General features: G+C 55.7%; 19 protein-coding genes. 11 read left to right on the top strand and 8 right to left on the bottom strand.

Annotated elements, in window-relative coordinates; translation table 11 throughout:
* Positions 1–51 precede the first annotated feature (51 nt).
* The 10 genes from QQ91_RS08535 to QQ91_RS08490 all read left to right on the top strand — a co-directional run bounded on the left by QQ91_RS08535 (position 52) and on the right by QQ91_RS08490 (position 8858).
* Entirely contained in the window at positions 52–882 is an 831-nt protein-coding gene (locus QQ91_RS08535) for an SAM hydrolase/SAM-dependent halogenase family protein (RefSeq protein WP_166281547.1), read from the top strand.
* Positions 883–923: 41 nt separating this feature from the next.
* The gene (locus QQ91_RS08530) at positions 924–1565 is read left to right on the top strand and encodes a DUF2301 domain-containing membrane protein (RefSeq protein WP_166281545.1); all 642 of its coding nucleotides are present in this window, start codon (positions 924–926) and stop codon (positions 1563–1565) included.
* 497 nt (positions 1566–2062) lie between these two features.
* Entirely contained in the window at positions 2063–2422 is a 360-nt protein-coding gene (locus QQ91_RS08525; protein ID WP_166281543.1) for a hypothetical protein, read from the top strand.
* A complete protein-coding gene (gene cobJ, locus QQ91_RS08520; RefSeq protein WP_166281541.1) occupies positions 2409–4274 on the top strand; it encodes a precorrin-3B C(17)-methyltransferase in 1866 nt (621 codons plus the stop codon). The genes QQ91_RS08525 and cobJ overlap by 14 nt, the downstream gene beginning before the upstream one ends.
* 30 nt (positions 4275–4304) lie before the next feature.
* Positions 4305–5081, top strand: a complete 777-nt coding sequence (locus tag QQ91_RS08515) for a YebC/PmpR family DNA-binding transcriptional regulator (protein ID WP_166281539.1) — start codon at positions 4305–4307, stop codon at positions 5079–5081.
* Positions 5082–5222: 141 nt separating this feature from the next.
* Positions 5223–5816 carry a pentapeptide repeat-containing protein gene (locus tag QQ91_RS08510; RefSeq protein ID WP_250833301.1) on the top strand — a complete coding sequence of 198 codons (594 nt, stop codon included), beginning with the start codon at positions 5223–5225 and terminating at the stop codon, positions 5814–5816.
* Positions 5817–6090: 274 nt separating this feature from the next.
* Positions 6091–6663, top strand: a complete 573-nt coding sequence (locus tag QQ91_RS08505) for a DUF2808 domain-containing protein (RefSeq protein ID WP_166281535.1) — start codon at positions 6091–6093, stop codon at positions 6661–6663.
* A gap of 294 nt (positions 6664–6957) precedes the next feature.
* A complete protein-coding gene (locus tag QQ91_RS08500) occupies positions 6958–7695 on the top strand; it encodes a lysophospholipid acyltransferase family protein (protein WP_236096118.1) in 738 nt (245 codons plus the stop codon).
* Positions 7696–7870: 175 nt separating this feature from the next.
* Positions 7871–8116, top strand: coding sequence for a hypothetical protein (locus tag QQ91_RS08495; protein WP_166281533.1), 246 nt, complete (start codon positions 7871–7873; stop codon positions 8114–8116).
* 49 nt (positions 8117–8165) lie between these two features.
* Positions 8166–8858, top strand: a complete 693-nt coding sequence (locus QQ91_RS08490; RefSeq protein ID WP_201277380.1) for a class I SAM-dependent methyltransferase — start codon at positions 8166–8168, stop codon at positions 8856–8858.
* On the opposite strand, the gene mtnA is transcribed toward QQ91_RS08490, so the two are convergent.
* From mtnA to QQ91_RS08455, 7 genes are all read right to left on the bottom strand, one after another.
* Positions 8850–9896: an S-methyl-5-thioribose-1-phosphate isomerase gene (gene mtnA, locus QQ91_RS08485; RefSeq protein WP_166281531.1), complete on the bottom strand. Its 1047-nt coding sequence runs from the start codon at positions 9894–9896 to the stop codon at positions 8850–8852. The genes QQ91_RS08490 and mtnA overlap by 9 nt on opposite strands.
* A gap of 78 nt (positions 9897–9974) precedes the next feature.
* A complete protein-coding gene (gene dxs, locus QQ91_RS08480) occupies positions 9975–11882 on the bottom strand; it encodes a 1-deoxy-D-xylulose-5-phosphate synthase (RefSeq protein WP_166281529.1) in 1908 nt (635 codons plus the stop codon).
* A gap of 93 nt (positions 11883–11975) precedes the next feature.
* A complete protein-coding gene (gene mreD / locus QQ91_RS08475) occupies positions 11976–12530 on the bottom strand; it encodes a rod shape-determining protein MreD (RefSeq protein ID WP_166281527.1) in 555 nt (184 codons plus the stop codon).
* Positions 12481–13260 carry a rod shape-determining protein MreC gene (gene mreC, locus QQ91_RS08470; protein WP_166281525.1) on the bottom strand — a complete coding sequence of 260 codons (780 nt, stop codon included), beginning with the start codon at positions 13258–13260 and terminating at the stop codon, positions 12481–12483. Before mreC ends, mreD begins: the two co-directional genes overlap by 50 nt.
* Positions 13261–13282: 22 nt before the next feature.
* Positions 13283–14320 (bottom strand): rod shape-determining protein, encoded by a 1038-nt coding sequence (locus QQ91_RS08465; protein WP_166281523.1) that lies wholly within the window; start codon positions 14318–14320, stop codon positions 13283–13285.
* Positions 14321–14419: 99 nt separating this feature from the next.
* The gene (locus QQ91_RS08460; protein WP_166281521.1) at positions 14420–15415 is read right to left on the bottom strand and encodes a carbohydrate ABC transporter permease; all 996 of its coding nucleotides are present in this window, start codon (positions 15413–15415) and stop codon (positions 14420–14422) included.
* Positions 15416–15592: 177 nt separating this feature from the next.
* On the bottom strand, positions 15593–16000 hold the full coding sequence (locus QQ91_RS08455; protein ID WP_166281519.1) for a Tery_1686 family protein: 408 nt from the start codon (positions 15998–16000) through the stop codon (positions 15593–15595).
* Positions 16001–16054: 54 nt separating this feature from the next.
* Here QQ91_RS08455 and QQ91_RS08450 point away from each other — a divergent pair, with 54 nt between their 5' ends.
* Positions 16055–16747 carry a hypothetical protein gene (locus QQ91_RS08450; RefSeq protein ID WP_166281517.1) on the top strand — a complete coding sequence of 231 codons (693 nt, stop codon included), beginning with the start codon at positions 16055–16057 and terminating at the stop codon, positions 16745–16747.
* Here QQ91_RS08450 and QQ91_RS08445 read toward each other — a convergent pair.
* Entirely contained in the window at positions 16744–17838 is a 1095-nt protein-coding gene (locus tag QQ91_RS08445) for an extracellular solute-binding protein (protein ID WP_166281515.1), read from the bottom strand. The genes QQ91_RS08450 and QQ91_RS08445 overlap by 4 nt on opposite strands.
* Positions 17839–18104 lie beyond the last annotated feature (266 nt).

Raw genomic sequence — 18104 nt, 5'->3', positions numbered from 1 at the left:
ATTTCCAGCAATAGTCCGCCTGCCCTTGTCCGCTTCCCAGGCTTCAGTCCGGTGGAGCTTGTTTTAGTTTTGACCCTCATTACCCTACTCACCGATTTTGGATTGCACGATAGCTACGTGGGCATTATGAAGGGCGTGATTGCCCAAATCAGCCCAGCGGCATCGGTGATTGATCTCAGCCACGATGTTTCCCCCCAGGATATTCAAGGCGCCAGCTTTCAGCTGGCCATGGCCTACGCCCATTTCCCCCAAGGGACCATCCACGTGGTGGTGGTCGATCCCGGCGTGGGAAGCAGCCGGCGGGCAATTGCCCTGCGCCATCAAGGCTATGGGTTTGTGGGACCCGACAACGGCGTGTTTAGCCCCCTGCTGAAGACCCTCTCTCAGGTGCAGGCGGTGGAGCTGAATAACCCAACCTACTGGTATCAGTCCCAGCCGAGCCGCACCTTTCATGGGAGGGATATTTTTGCCCCCGTTGCGGCCCATCTCAGTGCGGGAATTGATCTGTCCTGCCTGGGTCAACCGGTGCTACCCCAAAGCCTGTGCCGTTCTCTTCTCCTGTCTTGGACACGCCAGCCTCAGGGCGCAAGGGGCCAGGTTCAAGCCGTTGATCGGTTTGGCAATTTAATTACAAACTTGCCAGCCGCACTCCTGGAGGATCTGCCCCCCACCCAACCCTGGACCTTGGAGATTCAGCACCGATCCATTCCGGGTCATCCTGCCTACAGTACCGTTAAGGTGGGCGATCTGCTAGCCCTGGGGGGAAGCCACGGCTGGCTGGAGATTGCCGTGAATCAGGGTAGTGCCCAATCACGGCTGCAGGCGAAGGTGGGCGATCGCGTGGACTGGGTCTTTGATCCCCTGAAGGAAGAGAAGCGCTAAAGTAATCCTAGGCTTGTTAACAGCTTTAGAAAAAAATTCCCATGCTGCAATTTCTTGAACCCACCGGAGAAATTTACGAAGGACAGTTTGGATCCTTTACCGTGGACCGGAGCGATCGCCTTAGCGTGGTGGTGTATCGCGGGGGCATAGTCCTCAGCGCGGTGGCCCTGGTAAGCGGAACGCTACTCTGGTTTCTCCTGGGGACTGCAAGCCTCACCCTGCTGGGGCTGCTCTACGGCCTCTTTTGCCTGGGATTGGGCCTCAGCCTGTTTACCATTCACATCTATTTGAAACCGCTGCATCGTGCCCTCCAACTCTGTTGGGGCATCGGCTGCCTGGGCTCTGTGTGGGTGGCCACCCACAGTTCAACGCCCTTCCTGCAATCCCTTTACGATCGCCCCGAAGCGCTGCTGCTGAGCGGCTGGGTGTTTGTGGCCCTGACGGGTATTTTCTTCAAAGAGGCATTTTGCTTTAATCGTTGGGAGACTAAGTTTCTCACGTTCCTATTACCGCTGCTTCTGGGCGGGCACTGGCTTAACCTCCTCCCTGCGCCCCTTGAAGGGGGACTGTTAGGAGCATGGTGCATGCTGATGCTGATTTTTGCCCTCCGCAAGTTAATCCAGCCCATTCCCCCAGACCTCGGCGATAAATCTGTGTTTGAATATTTAGCCCAACAGTCCTAGGCAGTTATCGGTCCGTTTTGTGGCATCTCAAAAATATGGAATCCTTGCCCCATCCAGAGTTCACCCCGCCTCTCCCGCACAAAAATCGGACCGGCCAGGAGATGATGGAGGAGGGAAGGCGACGAGATCCCCTCTAGATCACGCCAACAATTTAAAAAACTACGATATACTAATCCAGATTTCAGGGAAATCATCTTTTACGAATTACCTTGTGAGGAGAAAATCATGAAAAAGCTATTGGCTCTTTTTTTGGCATTGAGCTTCACCACCATCCTGGGTGCATGCTCCGGATCTGAGACCACGGACCCGGCAACTGAAGAGTCTCCGGCGACCACTGAGTCCCCGGCTGCGACCGAGTCCCCAACTACGCCGTAGATCTTGGCCTTTCGCCGCTGACCTTAGGGCGGCTGAGTTCAAAGAAGTGGGATAGAGGCTATCCCACTTTTTTTACGCCTGCACCAGATAATAAGGAGTTGAGGACTTTTTCTGCCCGTCAGATGTTTTCACCAAATCCGCGCCAGCACTGGGGAATCCTTTTAGGACTGAGCGGACTGTTCACCCGCTTCAATGCCGTCGCACTCGCCCAATCCTTGAACGCATCGCCCCACCCCACCCCCGATATTCCCGAAGAGATTTTACAAACGCAAGTCATCCTGGAGGCGCGATCGCCCCTGGATGGAAGCCCCATGACAGCGGCCAGCTATGCTCAATTGCAGGAGGCGCTGGGGCCACCGCGGGAGGAGATTCCGGCTCGCCTGTCTCCCAAGCTACATCGTGCCGCAACCCTCCTGCGCCTTCGCAAGATCCTTCGCACCATCCTTCCTGTTTTCTTACTCCTCCTCCATGCGCCAGTTTGAGAATTTTCAGCCGCTCATTGCGATCGCAACCACAGCACAGGCGGCTCGAACTCTCACCCCCCTGAGTCAAAATGGCCTTTTGACCCTCTGGGTTCCCGCCAGCCTCGGGCCGCTTCCCCACACCCAAGCCTATCGCGGGTCCCTGCGAGATCATTTGCAAGCCCAATGGCCCCAAGTACGCGGGGTAATTTTTGGGCTTGCCCTGGGGGCCACGGTGCGGCTCATTGCCCCGCTCCTGCGCGATAAGGCCACCGACCCAGCCGTTTTAGTGGTAGATGCCCAGGGCCGCCACGTCCTCAGCGTGTGTGGAGGACACCAGGGCGGGGCCGATCAGCTAGCGCAAACGGTGGGCGCCCTGCTCCAGGCACAGCCCATCCTCACCGGCGCTTCGGCCTGTGCCCAATGGCCCGGCCTAGATACCCTGGGACGGCCCTTTGGATGGCATCGCGGAGAAGGAGATTGGCTTGAGGTCAGTGCGGCCATTGCGAGAGGACAACCGGTCCAAGTGCAGCAACTGGCCGGATCGCAACTGTGGAGATCCACCTTGCCCACGTCCCATCCCCTAAACGACCCAGGCGATCCCGACGCTTCTGCGACCCCGGCCGCCATTGTGTGGATCCACTGCCAACCCGCCCCGCCTTTGCCCGGTCCCACAGTCGCCTGGTACCCTCGGGTGCTGTGGATTGGAGTCGGCTGCGAACGGGGCAGTTCCGCCGCCCTGATTCACCAGGCCATGGAATCTGTCCTGGCCGATCACCGGCTGCATCCCCAGGCGATCGCCGGGGTTGCAAGCCTGGATCTCAAACAAGATGAGGCGGGGTTACAGCAGGTCTGCGCAGATCATCACTGGCCGTTGCAATGCTTCAGCGCCGACACCCTAGCCGCCATCGCCGTCCCCAATCCCTCCCCCATCGTCACCCAAGCCGTGGGAACCCCCAGCGTTGCTGAGGCCGCAGCCCTCCAGGCCGCCCAGCAAGCTTCCCAGGGATTGACGGATCCCCCCCCCCGTCTGCTTGCCCCTAAGCAAATCTTTCGACAACCTGGGGAATCTGGCGCGGTGACCGTAGCCATTGCCCAGGCCAGCCGAGAATGGATTGGACGCCCAGGCCAGCTTTGGCTCGTGGGCTGCGGACCCGGCCAGATCGATCAAATGACCCCCGCCGCCCAGAGCGCCATTACCCAAGCAGACGTGGTCATCGGCTACACCCTCTACCTGGATTTAGTGCGATCGCGGTTTCGCCCCGGGCAAATTATTGAAGGCTCGGCGATCACCCAGGAACAGGCCCGAGCAAAACGAGCCGTGACCCTTGCCCAGTGGGGACTGCAGGTAGCTGTGGTTTCCTCCGGAGACGCAGGGATTTACGGCATGGCCGGCCTGGTCATGGAGGAGTTAGAAACTCAGCGATGGGACGGCCAGGCGCCAGGGCTGGAAATCTTCCCAGGCATATCCGCCCTTCAGGCCGCTGCGGCTCGGGTGGGAACCCCACTCATGCATGACTTCTGCGCCATTAGCCTCAGTGACCTGCTGACGCCCTGGCCGGTGATCGAGCAGCGCCTGGAAGCAGCTGCCACCGCCGACTTTGTCACCGCGCTCTACAACCCCAAATCCAAAACCCGCCAGACCCAGCTTCAGCAAGCCCAGAATATTTTCCTGGCGCACCGGGATCCAGACACCCCAGTGGCTGCCGTGCGGGCAGCCTATCGAGATCAGGAATCCCAGCAATATTCAACCCTCAGCCAACTCCACACCTTGGATGTCGATATGCTAACGCTGGTGCTCATTGGCAATCAAAGCACCCGACGCTATGGAGATTGGATAATTACACCTAGAGGGTATTCCGGATTTCAGTAAACTAGACCTGAAAACATCGGAGATTTCAGGATGGCTGGCCATAGTAAATGGGCAAATATCAAACGACAAAAGGCAAGGGTCGATGCCAAAAAAGGCCAGGTTTTCGCACGGCTATCACGGGCCATCATTGTGGCGGCTCGTCACGGATTGCCCGATCCCGATGCTAACTTTCAACTGCGCTCCGCCATCGAAAAGGCTAAGGCAGCGGGCATCCCTAACGAAAACATTGATCGAGCCATCGCGAAAGGCTCTGGACAGTGGGGGCAAGACGGCGATGACTGGGAAGAAATTCGCTACGAAGGATACGGTCCGGGCGGGGTCGCGGTCCTGATTGAAGCCATGACGGATAACCGCAATCGCACGGCTGCGGATTTGCGATCCGCCTTCAGCAAGCAGTCAGGGAACCTGGGGGAAACGGGTTGCGTTAGCTGGATGTTTAACCAGATGGGAGTGGTGACCCTACAAAGCCCCCCCCCAGAAGAGGCCCTACTGGAGCTACTGTTAGAAGTGGGTGCCAGCTCCTACGAATTTTTCGCTACGGAAGCAACCGCGGAAGTTTACACTGAGGTGAACCAGCTAGACACAGTAGCCCAAACGCTCAAGCAGACGGGATGCCTGGTTGAAAACGCCGAACTGCGCTGGATTCCGCAGTCAACGGTCACCCTGGAGGACCCAGAGACGGCCCAGCAGTTTGTACGCCTGATGGAGGCCCTGGAAGATCTAGACGATGTTCAAACCGTCACGGCCAACGCCGAGCTGGATCAAGATTGGATTGAGGCATCGGATTCGCTTAATTTCAAGGGCTGACAGGGCAGATGCCCCTTAGGTTCCGTGAGTTATGCCAAGATTCATTTCGCCTTCACGCTGCACAATAGTTTCTTTACAAGACCCATGCCTGACTACGCCACACTCCTCAAACAGGGTTCTAAGGTCTGGAATGAATGGAGAATGGACCATTTAGACCTGTATCCCGACTTATCAGGACTGGATCTGCAAGGTTTAAACCTGGAATTTATTGACCTGCACGGTCTTAACCTCAGCCACAGTCGTCTGGACGGGACAAACCTGCGCAATGCCAATCTTCGCCAGGTTAAGCTGACCGGAGCCAGTCTTAGCCTGGTGGATTTAATTGGGGCTACCCTTGAAGGCGCTGATCTCTTGGAGGCCAATCTGGAAGGGGCCGACCTTTACAAAACCAACTTTCACCAAGCCAACTTCCAGGGAGCCCAGCTCTCCAAAGCCATTGTGCGTCGGTCGGATTTATCCGAGACAAATTTGACCGGTGCCACCTGTCGGCAAACAGATTTTCTCCAATCCAACCTGATGCGTAGCTCCCTGCATCAGGCCAATCTTCACAAGGCCAATCTCAAGGGCGCCAATCTGATCGAAGCAACCCTTACCCAGGCCAATCTTCGGGAAGCAAACCTGAACAAGGCCAATCTGTGCCGGGCGAATCTTCAAGAGGCGAATCTCACCCGGACCAATCTTTATGAGGCACTCCTCAACGGCGCCTTAATGCCCGACGGGAGCGTGGGACTCTAGGCTCATGGGCTGCCCTAGGCTGTGAAATGTTAAGGTAAAACTCTTTAATGTTGCGGGACGCGGCATTTTTGCGGGACACTTTTTTCAAAATTCCTCGTCATAGCCTGCATGGAAGAATCCACTGCAGAGACCGAGATGATTTTCTGCCTGCTTAGCTTAAAGTTGAATTGGGGTCAATCCATTCTAGGAATTGTCACAACTTTTCAGGCGAAGATATCCACGCGTTGCTAGGATACTGTTTAACTCCACGCTTTTAATCTTTGGCTGTTTGCTTATGTCTCCGACTCACACTTCAGTTCGCAAGGCGCTGTCTGCCCTTCTTTTCTCGGGGCTTTTGATTGGAGCGGTGCCCGTTATTTCAACTGCGCAAACGAATCCAGGGTTTAGCTTGATCTGGGGTGGAAGCGATCGCCAGCCCCAAAAGCAGCTGAGCTACGTGCTTCAGTACGGGACCCCCAAACACTTAAAAGAGCGCTGGCGGCTCAGTCTGGGACGGCAAGAGGTAGCCATGTCCATGATTCGCATTACCCTTCCCAGCTATTTTGACGGAAAAATTCACGCCGAGAATATTGAACTGCGCCAGGCTCCCAAGAGCCGCATCTTCAGTCTTAAGAAAGGCAAGGAGATTGAAGTTGCTGATGTTTCCGTCGACCCCGATAACGGAGTCATTGAAATCATTCCTGCTGCTCCCATTCCCGCTGGCCTAAAGGCAGAGGTTGTAATCGACAACGTGACGAACCCCAGCAGCGGCATGTATTTTGTGAACTGTAGCATCATGTCTCCTGGAGATGAGGTCCCCCTTCCGAAAAACGTGGGCACCTGGGTGATGAGCTTTTTTAGAAGCTAGGGGAGATCTCGACCCCCAGCCTCTTGGCATCCTATATGGATTCAAGTCCGTGTTTGATTGCAGAAGCCTTGCTGACTCAAGGCTTTTTTACTGGTTGGCTGAGCAGGCTGTGCTCCCGCGGCGTTAAAACAGTCAAGTTATTAAAATTGTGACAGTTGTTTTTCTGTCTATTGGGGCGCGGGCGAGTTTTCACCCCCTTTTAGAGTGAAAAAGACGCGGACAGAAAACTTATTTTCCGGGTTTGATTCTGTCATCAACATCGCTGTAACGTCTCTTTGTGAACTTCAAGCCTTCATGATGACCGTCCCTGCGCCTCCCCAGATTGACTGCGCCTCTGAGATATCGCCGATTTTAACCTCTCTGCTTTACCCGCTTGGGAACCGGGTAGTCCTACCCAGTTTTTTTAAGTCCCTGTCCATCCAGGGACAGTCCCATTTTCCCGCCTCCGGACCCTTGATTATTGCTCCCACCCATCGGTCACGCTGGGATGGCTTAGTGGTGGGTCACTGCATGGGGAGACCCGCCACGGGTCGAGATTTACGGTACATGGTCAGCTGTAACGAAATGCAGGGACTTCAAGGCTGGTTGATTCGTCAATTCGGCGGGTTTGCCATTGATCCCGATGAACCCTCAGTGAAGGTATTGCGCCATGGCGTTGAGCTGTTGCTCAATCACGAAGCGTTGGTTATTTTTGGGGAAGGAGATATTTTCCAACATCGCCAGGTTAACTGGATTAAGCCTGGCTTAGCGCGGATCGCGCTCCAGGCGCAGCGACAGCTTCTGCGTCGATCTTCAGAGGCTCCTGCCGTGAAGATTCTACCCGTGGGACTCTACTACAGTGACCTCGTACCTAGACGAGGCAGCTGGGTGGAGGTCCGAATCGGTGCACCCATGTCCATGGATCACTATTTGCAAAGGCCCATGAAGGACGCGGCCCAAGCCATTACCCAGGATCTCAAGAGTCGTCTCAATCAACTCATGCTGCGTTCCCGACGCGCTCCTCTGCCAGAAATTTCTGCCCAGGCGGGTTAGCTGCAACCCTGAGGTTTGGGGCTAGATCAAATCCGAACGGGCGGGTAGGCAGCCCGATTCTCCGCCAGCCACCCACACAGATCCAGCTCGGCCAGAAATGTTGGGGGTTCGCCTCCAGGAGGGAGATTGCTATATGATGGTGGGGCAATGCCGCCCTTGATCGACTTGAGAGTTCATGTGCCCCTCTGCTTTTGACCACGCCACCTCCTCAGAATCCACAGAGCCAGTCACGGTCACGGTGCCTGCGGAGTTTTGGTCATCGGTGCAGTCCTTGGCCCAATCAGCGAATGTATCCCCGGAAGCCGTCATTGCCGCCGGAACTTCGCTCTATTCCCTGGCCCTAAAAGCCAAGCAGCAGGGGCGGAAGCTGGCAGTCATTGAATGGGACCAGCCCTGCATCATGGAAGTGACGGGATTATAAAGCGGGATTCCACAGCCTTGATCCTATTTCATCTTGCGGAGCTAGACTCATGATGGAGCGGATTCCTGAACCTGAACTCATGGACGATCATGATCAGGCTATGGCCTATTCAGCGGCGGATTTTGCGGCACCGCACCAGGCCTTTATTGAGCAATTGTGTTGCTGCTTCCCGGAACTGCCTCCCCGGGGGCTGGCCTTGGATTTGGGCTGTGGGCCCGGCGATATCGCGCGGCGGTTTGCCCTGGCCTATCCTGGCTGGACCCTGGATGCTATTGATGGAGCAGAGGCGATGCTGAACTGTGGCCGCCAACAGATCCAGAGCGAGGATCTAAAGCGTCGCATTCGCTTTTCGAAGGTGTTTCTTCCCCAAGACTGTCCGCCCCACAATGGCTACGACTTTATTTTTTCCAACAGCTTGCTGCACCATCTTGCCAATCCGCTGGATCTATGGCGATCGCTCCAGCGCTGGAGTCATGCCGCCACCCCTGTGTTTGTGATGGACCTATTGCGGCCCGAGTCGGTGGAGGCAGCTCAATCCCTGGTGGAGCAATATACGGCGGGGGAACCCGACCTTCTCCGTCGGGATTTTTATCATTCGCTGCTGGCAGCTTATCGCTTGGAGGAGGTGGAGTCTCAGCTCCAAGCTGTAGGCCTGAGCAGATTGCAGCGATCCATTATTAGCGATCGCCATTGGATTGCTTGGGGATACCTCACCCATAACTCCGCCAAGGATCTAGGCTAAGGGACGGAGTTTAGCCTCTAGGTCTGCCGGAGCAACTACCCCATGTTCAGTGATAATGCCCGCGATCAGATCGGCAGGGGTAACATCGAAGGCAGGATTATAAAATTCCACCCCCTCTGGACAGAGGCGAACGGACCCCACCTGAAAAATTTCCGCCGGGTCCCGTTCCTCAATGGGAATTTGACTGCCATCGGTCAGGGAAAAGTCAATGGTAGAGAGGGGCGCTGCCACAAAAAACGGAATGTGATGGGCCTGGGCACAAATAGCCACACTATAGGTACCAATCTTATTGGCAGCATCTCCATTGGCTGCGATTCGATCGGCTCCCACCACCACCGCATCAATCAGTCCCCGCTGCATACAGTGGGCGGCCATATTGTCGGTAATGAGGGTTACCGGAATCTCCTCCTGCACACATTCCCAGGTGGTCAGCTTTGCCCCTTGGAGACGCGGTCGAGTTTCATCGGCAAAGACCCGTTCCAGGCGACCGGCACTCCAGGCAGAGCGAACCACTCCCAGAGCAGTGCCATAGCCTGCCGTTGCCAGGGCCCCGGCATTACAGTGGGTTAGCAGACGCAGCCTCTCAGGGGTAGGGGGCAGAGCGCTCAGTCCGTGGTCTCCAATCGCTTGACAGGTACGCAAATCATCCGCAGCAATCCTCTGGGCTGTTTCCAGCAGCAGCTGCCGGATCTGGTCCACAGCTGCGCCACTCGTTTGGGCTGCTGAGCGCATTTTCTGAATCGCCCAAAACAAATTGACAGCCGTGGGACGGGTAGCAGCCAGCCGATCCCCCACGCGATCCAGGGCCTCCAGAAACGCCTCGCGATCGACCGCCGAAATTTCTAACGCCCCCAGATACATCCCGTAGGCTGCCGCAACGCCAATGGCCGGAGCCCCCCTCACAATCATGGTTTGGATGGCTAAGGCCATATCCTCGGAACGACGAATTTCCACGTAGGTAAACTCACCGGGTAAGCGAGTTTGATCAATGAGCCGAACGTGATCACCATGCCAGGTGACGGGATAAACAGGATTCAACGCAATACTCCTCTAAGGAACAACCCCCATCATCCCATAGGAGAAGAACTCAGCCCTTTCAACGCCCCAAAAAGGAGATTAATGGGTTAGCGAAGGCTGCGGTTTATTCAGAACGCTCAAAATTCGCTCACTAATCTGAGGAGCCGTCAACCCTAAACTCTGCTTCGCTTGATCTGGAGTAGCATGCTCCACCAGCTGATCGGGCACGCCAATGCGGGTGACTGGAACCACCACCTGATGATCCATGAGCGCCTCTAACACGGCCGACCCAAAGCCCCCAGGTAAACAGCCCTCTTCCAAGGTGACCACATGGCCCGTATGCTGGGCAAGGGGGGCGATGGTATCCAGATCTAGGGGCTTAACAAACCGCGCGTTCACCACCGCCGCGCTTAAACCATGCTCCGTGAGCAGATCAGCGGCCTGAAGCGCTGGGTTAACCATGGTGCCATAGGCAAGAAGCAGGACATCATCACCGTGGCGCAGCACCTCTGATTGACCAATTTCTAAGGGTTCCCATCCCTCCTCAAGCAGGGGAACCCCGTATCCACTGCCGCGGGGGTAGCGCATTGCAATGGGACCGTCGATGTAGTTAATCCCAGTAACCAACATCCGCTGCATCTCAGCTTCATCCTTCGGTGCCATAATCACCATGTTGGGAAGACAGCGCAGATAGGCGATGTCGTACATCCCCTGATGAGTAGGCCCATCGGCTCCGACAATTCCAGCCCGATCCATGCAGAAAAAGACCGGTAAATTTTGAATACAGATGTCGTGAATAATTTGATCGTAGGCACGCTGGAGAAAGGTGGAATAAATCGCGACCACCGGCCGCATTCCCTCACAGGCAAGCCCTGCGGCCAGGGTCACCGCATGCTGCTCGGCAATACCGACATCAATGTACTGCTTAGGCAGCTTTGCCTGCAGTTTATCCAGGCCGGTTCCCGTTGCCATGGCAGCGGTAATTCCCAGCACGCGCGGGTCGTTTTCAGCAATTTTAACCAGGGTGTGGGCAAAAACCTTGGCATAGCTGGGCGGCTTTGGCTTACTGGCTGGGATAGCCTTTCCCGTCGCCAGGTTAAACGGCGACTGCGCATGGTAACCCACCTGATCCTGTTCGGCGATCGCATAGCCCTTCCCCTTAGTGGTCGCCACGTGCACGAGCACCGGTCCAGGATGCTTATGGGCCGACTCAAAGGTGGTGATGAGCTCCTCCAGGTTATGGCCGTCCACCGGGCCAATGTAGGTAAAGCCCAGCTCCTCAAACACAGCTCCCACCTTTGAAACCGCCAGTCGCTTCATGCCCCCCTTCAGGTTCACCAGCTCCTGGGGAATCTTGTCATTCATGAAGGGCAGATGCTTAATTTGCTCCTCCAAATTGTCCGACAGAAACTGCATCGGCGGACTCAGGCGAATCTTATTGAGATAGCTAGAAAGGGCACCCACATTGGGTGAGATTGACATATCGTTGTCGTTCAAAACCACCAAGAGACGGGTATTTGGCAAATGGCCCGCATGGTTAATGGCCTCTAGGGCCATGCCACCTGTTAACGCACCGTCTCCAATGACGGCAGCCACCTTAAAGCTTTCACCCTTGAGATCTCGCGCCAGAGCCATTCCCAAGGCTGCGGAGATGCTAGTGGACGCATGACCCGCCCCAAAATGATCAAAATGACTCTCGCGTCGGTTTAGGTACCCAGCTATCCCGTCCTTCTGACGAAGGGTGTGGAAGCGATCAAAGCGCCCGGTAATCAGTTTATGGGGATAGGCTTGGTGCCCTACATCCCAGATCACCTTGTCTCGGTCAAGATCTAAGGTCTGGTACAGGGCCAAAGTCAGTTCTACAACTCCCAAACCAGGACCCAAATGTCCCCCGCTAGCTGCCACCGTCTCCAGATGTTTATCACGAATCTGGCGAGCAATTTGATTGAGCTGATGGATGGATAATCCGTGCAGTTGGTTCGGATGAGTAATTTCGCTCAGGTGCATAGCGCCGGCAACCTACCAGTGACGACTTGGTTAAGTACCCTCCACTGTATACTCTTTTTCTTAACCATTGCTATAAATCTTGACGGTTCAGCCTCAGTCCTGAAGTTTCTTTAAGTAATTCCACCATTGTCGCAGGGGCCAAAAGAGGGCAGGGGTCCAGATCGCGCTCAACAGGGGAGAAATCCAAAAAACGGAGGCCTGTTGATCCCAAATCACCAGGGGCGATTGCCTCAGAAAGAGGGAAAACTGGAGCAGCAAGATCGCTTGGGTCAAACCCACCATCGCCACCACAATGACGGGCGTGGCTATTAAGTCGGTCTTCCAAAAGCGCCGACTGTAGAGTTGGGCGCAGACTCCACCGACCAAGGCAAGCCCCAGAGCATGACTGGGCCAGTGGGCGGTTAATCCATCTTGAAGCCAGCCCAGGGCTATCCCCGCTATCCCCCCCTGGAGCACAGTTCGATCAATGGACCAGATGACCAGCCAGATGACAAACCACTCTGGCCCTGTGCCGTTGAGAGACATGCCCGGCAGGCGAGTCATGGAAAGCCATGCAACGACGCAAACCGTGCCCACAATCACCAGTGGGTTGTAAATCCTAAGGGCAGGCTGACGTTGCAGCCTGCGAACCTGTCTGCGTTTTCTCATACTGATACAGTCTCACCCATTCCAACTGTGCAAGGGGAACGTTAAAGTCTACTGTTGCTTCCAGTGCAGCCTTTTTAGATCGGTCAATGGACTTCACCGTCCCCACAGGAATCCCTGGCGGAAACAAGCAGCTGAGCGGCGAGGTGACCACCGCATCCCCCACTTTGACATCTGGATCTGGGTCAAAGAACTCCAGGGTGCCACCGAACTGTCGCGCCCCACGCAAAATGCCGACGCTGCGACTGCGCGTGAGCAGTACCGCCAATCGACTGCTCGGATCGCTAATTAAGAGCACCTGACTGGTGGAGGGGGTAACCTTGACCACCCGTCCCACCAAGCCCCCTTCGGCTTCGACAACGGCGTCAATCCCTAGGTCCCGCAGGGAGCCCTGGTTGACCTGAAGATGCTGCCACCATTGATCGGCACTGCGCCCGATCACCGTCGCTGCGATCGCCTCACCCCTTTGAATTTTGGGAAGCTTGAGCAACGCCGCCATGTCTTGATTCCGCTGCTCTAATTCTTGCAGGCGCTGCTGGGTCTCCAGAGTACTGGCGCGCTGCTGCTGCTGTTGCTCAGCCAGCGTGGGCTGAAAGGGAAGCCGGATCCAACGGTACAGCTCTCGAATGGGCAACACGTCGAAGGATCTGAGCGCAGCGAGGGCAGCCAAGGTGAGGCCGCCAACGATAACCGTAAGCCGGTGGCGGACCCACCATCGATTAAAAGTATGCATGGACTAGCAAGGATGGGCAAAGTTAGTAAGCATCGGAATTTTGCTGAAAAATTCGGCTGTATTCAGCAAACTGTTCTAGCCCTCGGCCCATACCCAGTGCGGTGGCATTCATGGGATCATCAGCAACATGAACCACCAGCCCTGTATCTTTACTAATGAGCTGATCGATCCCCTTGAGCAGCGCACCACCGCCCGTGAGCATCAGCCCTCGCTCATAAATATCCGAAGACAGCTCCGGGGGCATCCGCTCCAGGGTCCGCTTGACCACTTCCAAAATGACCGACAACGGCTCCATCATGCTCTCGCGCACCTCGGCACCGCGCAACATGACCGTGCGGGGTAATCCCGAGAGGGTATGAAGTCCCCGAACCTCCATGCTGACCTCATCATTCGCCTTGCTGGGATAGGCAGAGCCTATTTTAATCTTGATCTCCTCCGCCGTGCGCTCGCCCACCTCCAGTTTATGCACGTTTTTCAGGTAAAACAGGATTGCTTCCGAAAGTTCGTTGCCAGCCACGCGGGCTGAATCGGCAAATACAATCCCATAGAGACTCAGTACCGCTGCCTCTGTGGTCCCGCCGCCAATATCTACAACCATACTGCCCGTGGGCGCATCAATGGGGAGGTTCGCCCCAATGCCTGCTGCTAGCGGTTCATCAATGGTTAACACCTCCCTGGCTCCGGACTGCTTGGCTGCCTCCCGAATCGAGCGCTTCTCCACCCCAGCGGTGTTGACGGGAGTTCCCACCACCAAGCGAGGCGCCATCAGGTTTTGTCCACCATGAACCTGCTGCATAAAGCGCTTGAGGATTAGCTCGGCACTCTCCACATCTGCAATCACACCATCTTTACGAGGACAGATTGAGGCCACGTTACCTGGCGTTCGACCCAGCATTTGTTTAGCCTCTTCCCCCACCGCTAGCGCCTGCTGGGTCAGCTTGTCCATGACCACCACCGAAGGCTGATTGAGCACAATTCCTTTGTGAGCCATGTAGGCCAAGGTATTAGAGGTCCCTAAATCAATAGCAATATCTTTAGAAAATCGACTAAATAAGCCCACAAAACTCACCCTTTCTGCATAAAAATAAACAACGAATTCGCAAAAACGCGAGACTTAGTCCTGTCCCAGCTAGCTCAATCCTACCCATATTTGTGTGGGTTATATGCGCCGACGCAACCAGAGATTGAGGACCGAGAGGCTGAAGATAATCAAGTAAAGCACCAAACCCATGGCACAGGCATAGCTGATGTCTAAATTCGGACCGAAGGCCTGTTCGTAGAGGTAGTAAACAATCGTTTTTGAGGAATTGAGCGGCTCCCCCCGCGTCATAATATAAATTTCCTCAAATACCTTGGTGGCGGAAATGGCTGAAATGACAGCCACCAGCATCAGGTAGGGCGTCATGAGCGGCACAGTGATGTCCCAGTGACGCTGCCAGCCCTGGGATCCGTCAATGGCGGCGGCCTCGTAAAGATCCACGGGGATAGCCTGCAATCCCGCCAGGTAAATCACCATGTAGTACCCCAAGCCTTTCCAAATGGTCACCGCCATCACGCAAAACAGCGCCAGATTAGGATTCGTCAACCAGGGAATCCCCTCTTCAGAAAGATTGAGCCAGCCCAAAAAGGCTTGAAAGGCGGCGCTATTCTCGGCCAACCAGTTCAAGATCGGGGCCATGCCAGGGATATGACCGTAGCCCCAGCGTCCCAGTTGATTCAGTAGACCATTCTGGGTATAGAGCCACTTCCAGGCAATGCCCGCCACCACCATTGAAATGACCACGGGGGTATAGTAGGCGGTACGAAACCACTGAATGCCTCGCAGCTTTTGATTGACCAGGATGGCCAGGCCCAAAGGGGCCACCACCAGAATCGGAACGGCAAAGATCAGATAGAGAACTGTATTGGCGAGGGTTTTCCAAAACACCGGATCGCCCCACAAACGCCGGAAGTTTTTCAGACCCACCCATTCCGGCGCCGCGGTTATATCGTAGCCAAACTCAGAAAAGCTGAGAATAAAGGCCTGGATTGCTGGCCAAAACACCGCAAGTCCCAGGACCGTCAAGGCTGGCAGTAGGAATAAATAGGGGGTGATCTGACCTTTGAACTGGCTCCATTGGGTGGAACTTGAGGCTTTCAGGAGAGGTTGAGCCATAGATGTATTGCGCGATTCGACGTGTCCTCGGAGGAAAACTAACTGGGCTTGAAAGACAACCGACAACCACTAAACCTACAGCAGATATCGGCCGTTGCGGGATCACCCATTGTCCTGGATTTGTGCCCCAGGACCGGAAATTTTCCTGGAAAGGCTGAGCTAGAATAGCAACCTGGGCTAAGGGCGATCGCCGTTTAGCCCGGCTGGATTGAAAATTGCAAATACCTCTCGGCAGATGCGCTTGAGTTTATCTTGAAACTCGGGGGCTGGGGGAGAGCTACCCAGAAACCTCCAGCTTCCAATGGTGGAAAACTTCCAGCGCTCGTCTCCAAACGGACCAAAGCAGGAGGCGTCCACTCCGATCAGCCGCTGCCCCTGCAAGCGCAGCTGGAGCAGGGTGTGTCCCGGTGGCAGGTTAAAGCCCATGTCAATGGACTCTGGATCCATCCATTCCAGGGTCTCTGGATCATTAATCCAGGGCCGCAGATTGACCTTCACGCCAGGAAATTCACGCTTCATCAAGTTCACAAGGGCAGCAATTTTGTTGGCAGTCTCTAAACTTGTCGCTTGGTCCGCTGCATTCATCCGATATACTCCTGACCCAAGGCTCGATATTGGTATATCACAAACCCTAAAACTATGGGATATCGCAATCGCCCCAGCCCTGGCGGCACCCCCTGGGACCCCCATCAACACTCCTGGCCTGTGAGGCATGGCAAGCAGCCGCCCCTCCCTCTGCGATCGCCACAAACTCATCAGCCCTGGGGACGATGGCTGCTCCTGAGCCTATTATTGGGCCAAGGGCTGTTGGCAATCCCCAGTTCTGCGCAGGTGCCGCAAATTCCACGGGCTATTATTCGCGTTCCGGACCTAGTACAGCGTCTTCTCCAGGGACCCCGCCAACCCCCCGCCGTCTCATCCAGTCAACCATCCCAGAGGGGATTGACGCCGCCCAGCCTCTGGTGGGTTGACCAACAATTTGGCGATCAGGCGCTGATCAAGTGGGTTGCCTATCCCAGTGCAAACCTGGCAGATCAGCAAGTGCACCTGTATCTCCGTCCGAGCACCTGGCGGGAGATGACTTACCTGAAGCGATATGCCTTTGCGACCCATTTTGGAGCCGTTGCCCGCACCTACGGCTACCAAACCCTGGTGCTGGACAACAAGGGCTATCCCCTGGGCGCTTATCTGTGCGACTTTAGCCAGGCCACGCCGAGACTCGTTGGGGGCACCCAAGACTACCAGCAGCAACCGGTGTTATTCTTCGACCAACCCGAACAGCTAACCTGCGATCTATGGCTAAATCCCGCCTATCCCAGAACAGCCTTTTAGGCCGCGCTGCGCATCTGCTGCCAAAGCTGTCCATACTGGGCCAGGGTAGCTGGCGGCAGCGGATATAGGGGATCGCTCTGGGCCAAACCCCTGGCCTGGGCAGCCAGCAACTCCTGGGTGGGGCCAGCCGGATCGCGGATCTCCTGGGGAATGACCGATAGGGCAAAGGTGAAGGAGGAGAGTGCCTTACCAATCTCCGGTTGCCACCAAAAGTTTACCCAGTCTGTGACCCAATCCGTAGCAGGAGACTGACGGGCCTGAACCCAACAATCGGCCCAAACGGCGGTTCCTGACTCGGGAAAAACCACCGCTAAATTGGCGTCCCGATCCAGGGCCGCCAGCCCATCGGTGGACCAGCCCATCGCCACCCAGGTATCCCCCAACAACAGGGGCTGGAGATAATGATTGGAACTGTAGAAACGCACCTGCTGATCCAGCAATCGCAGCTGAGTTTCGAGGTTTTGCACTGCCCCAAGATCTACGTGGTTATAGGAATAGCCCAGGGTTTTCAGAACCATACCAATCACCTCTCGGGGCTGATTCAGCAGGCTAATGCGTCCTTGCAGTTGGGGGTGCCACAAATCACGCCAATCCCGCAGGGTCAAGTTGAGATCCTGCAATTTATCCCGCCGATAGACGAGCACCGTCGCACCCCAGCGGTAGGGTGCGGCCCAAAGCGGCCCCTGGGAATCCGGCAAACCCCGATCATTGCGCCTGACCAACTGCTGCCAGGGATCCCCAAGGGGCCACGCAGCCTCGGTCTGCGGGGAGACCAGCGGATCAATGAGCCCCTCCCGAATAGCCTGGGTGAGCCAATAATCCCCCAAGCTGACCAGGCGAGGATGGTCCGGAGCTAGGCCATCCTGTTGCCAGCGCTGAAGCAGACCAAAAAGTCGAGCCGGACTTGTTTCTAGAGCCAGATCCACATTCACGGGCTCCGTTTCCTGCTGAAAGCGTCGAAGTAGTTGGGGGGGCAAAACCTGACGCATCGCGTAGATCTGCAATCGCGGTCCTGGGGAAGACTGGCAACCCGCCAACAGCGAACTGACGGTGACGCCCCCGAGGGCGCGCAAAAAAGTGCGTCGATTCATTACAAAAACAGAGCTTCATTAAAACAGTCGATCCTGGCGAACGGCGTTTGTGATTCCTTTAGGTCCGCCATTAGTTCACCAACCGGTGTTGTTCAGCATTTTTCCGGCCAATATCTCGATCTTGAACCATTGTTTTTTCCAGTATCCCCAATACCCCAATATATAGTTGTCTGTTGACCTCGTTGGTTGATTTCCCCCAAGGACACCCCCAGACCCAGGCTTCGTGTGGGGCCAAGGAGAACCTTCCAAAGAATCTGCATGATTGA

It is taken from the genome of Lyngbya confervoides BDU141951, from assembly GCF_000817775.3.
GTDB classification, from domain to species: domain Bacteria; phylum Cyanobacteriota; class Cyanobacteriia; order Thermosynechococcales; family Thermosynechococcaceae; genus Lyngbya; species Lyngbya confervoides.
Note: the sequence above shows the minus strand (reverse complement) of the source record. Positions and strands in the feature narration are given on the sequence as shown.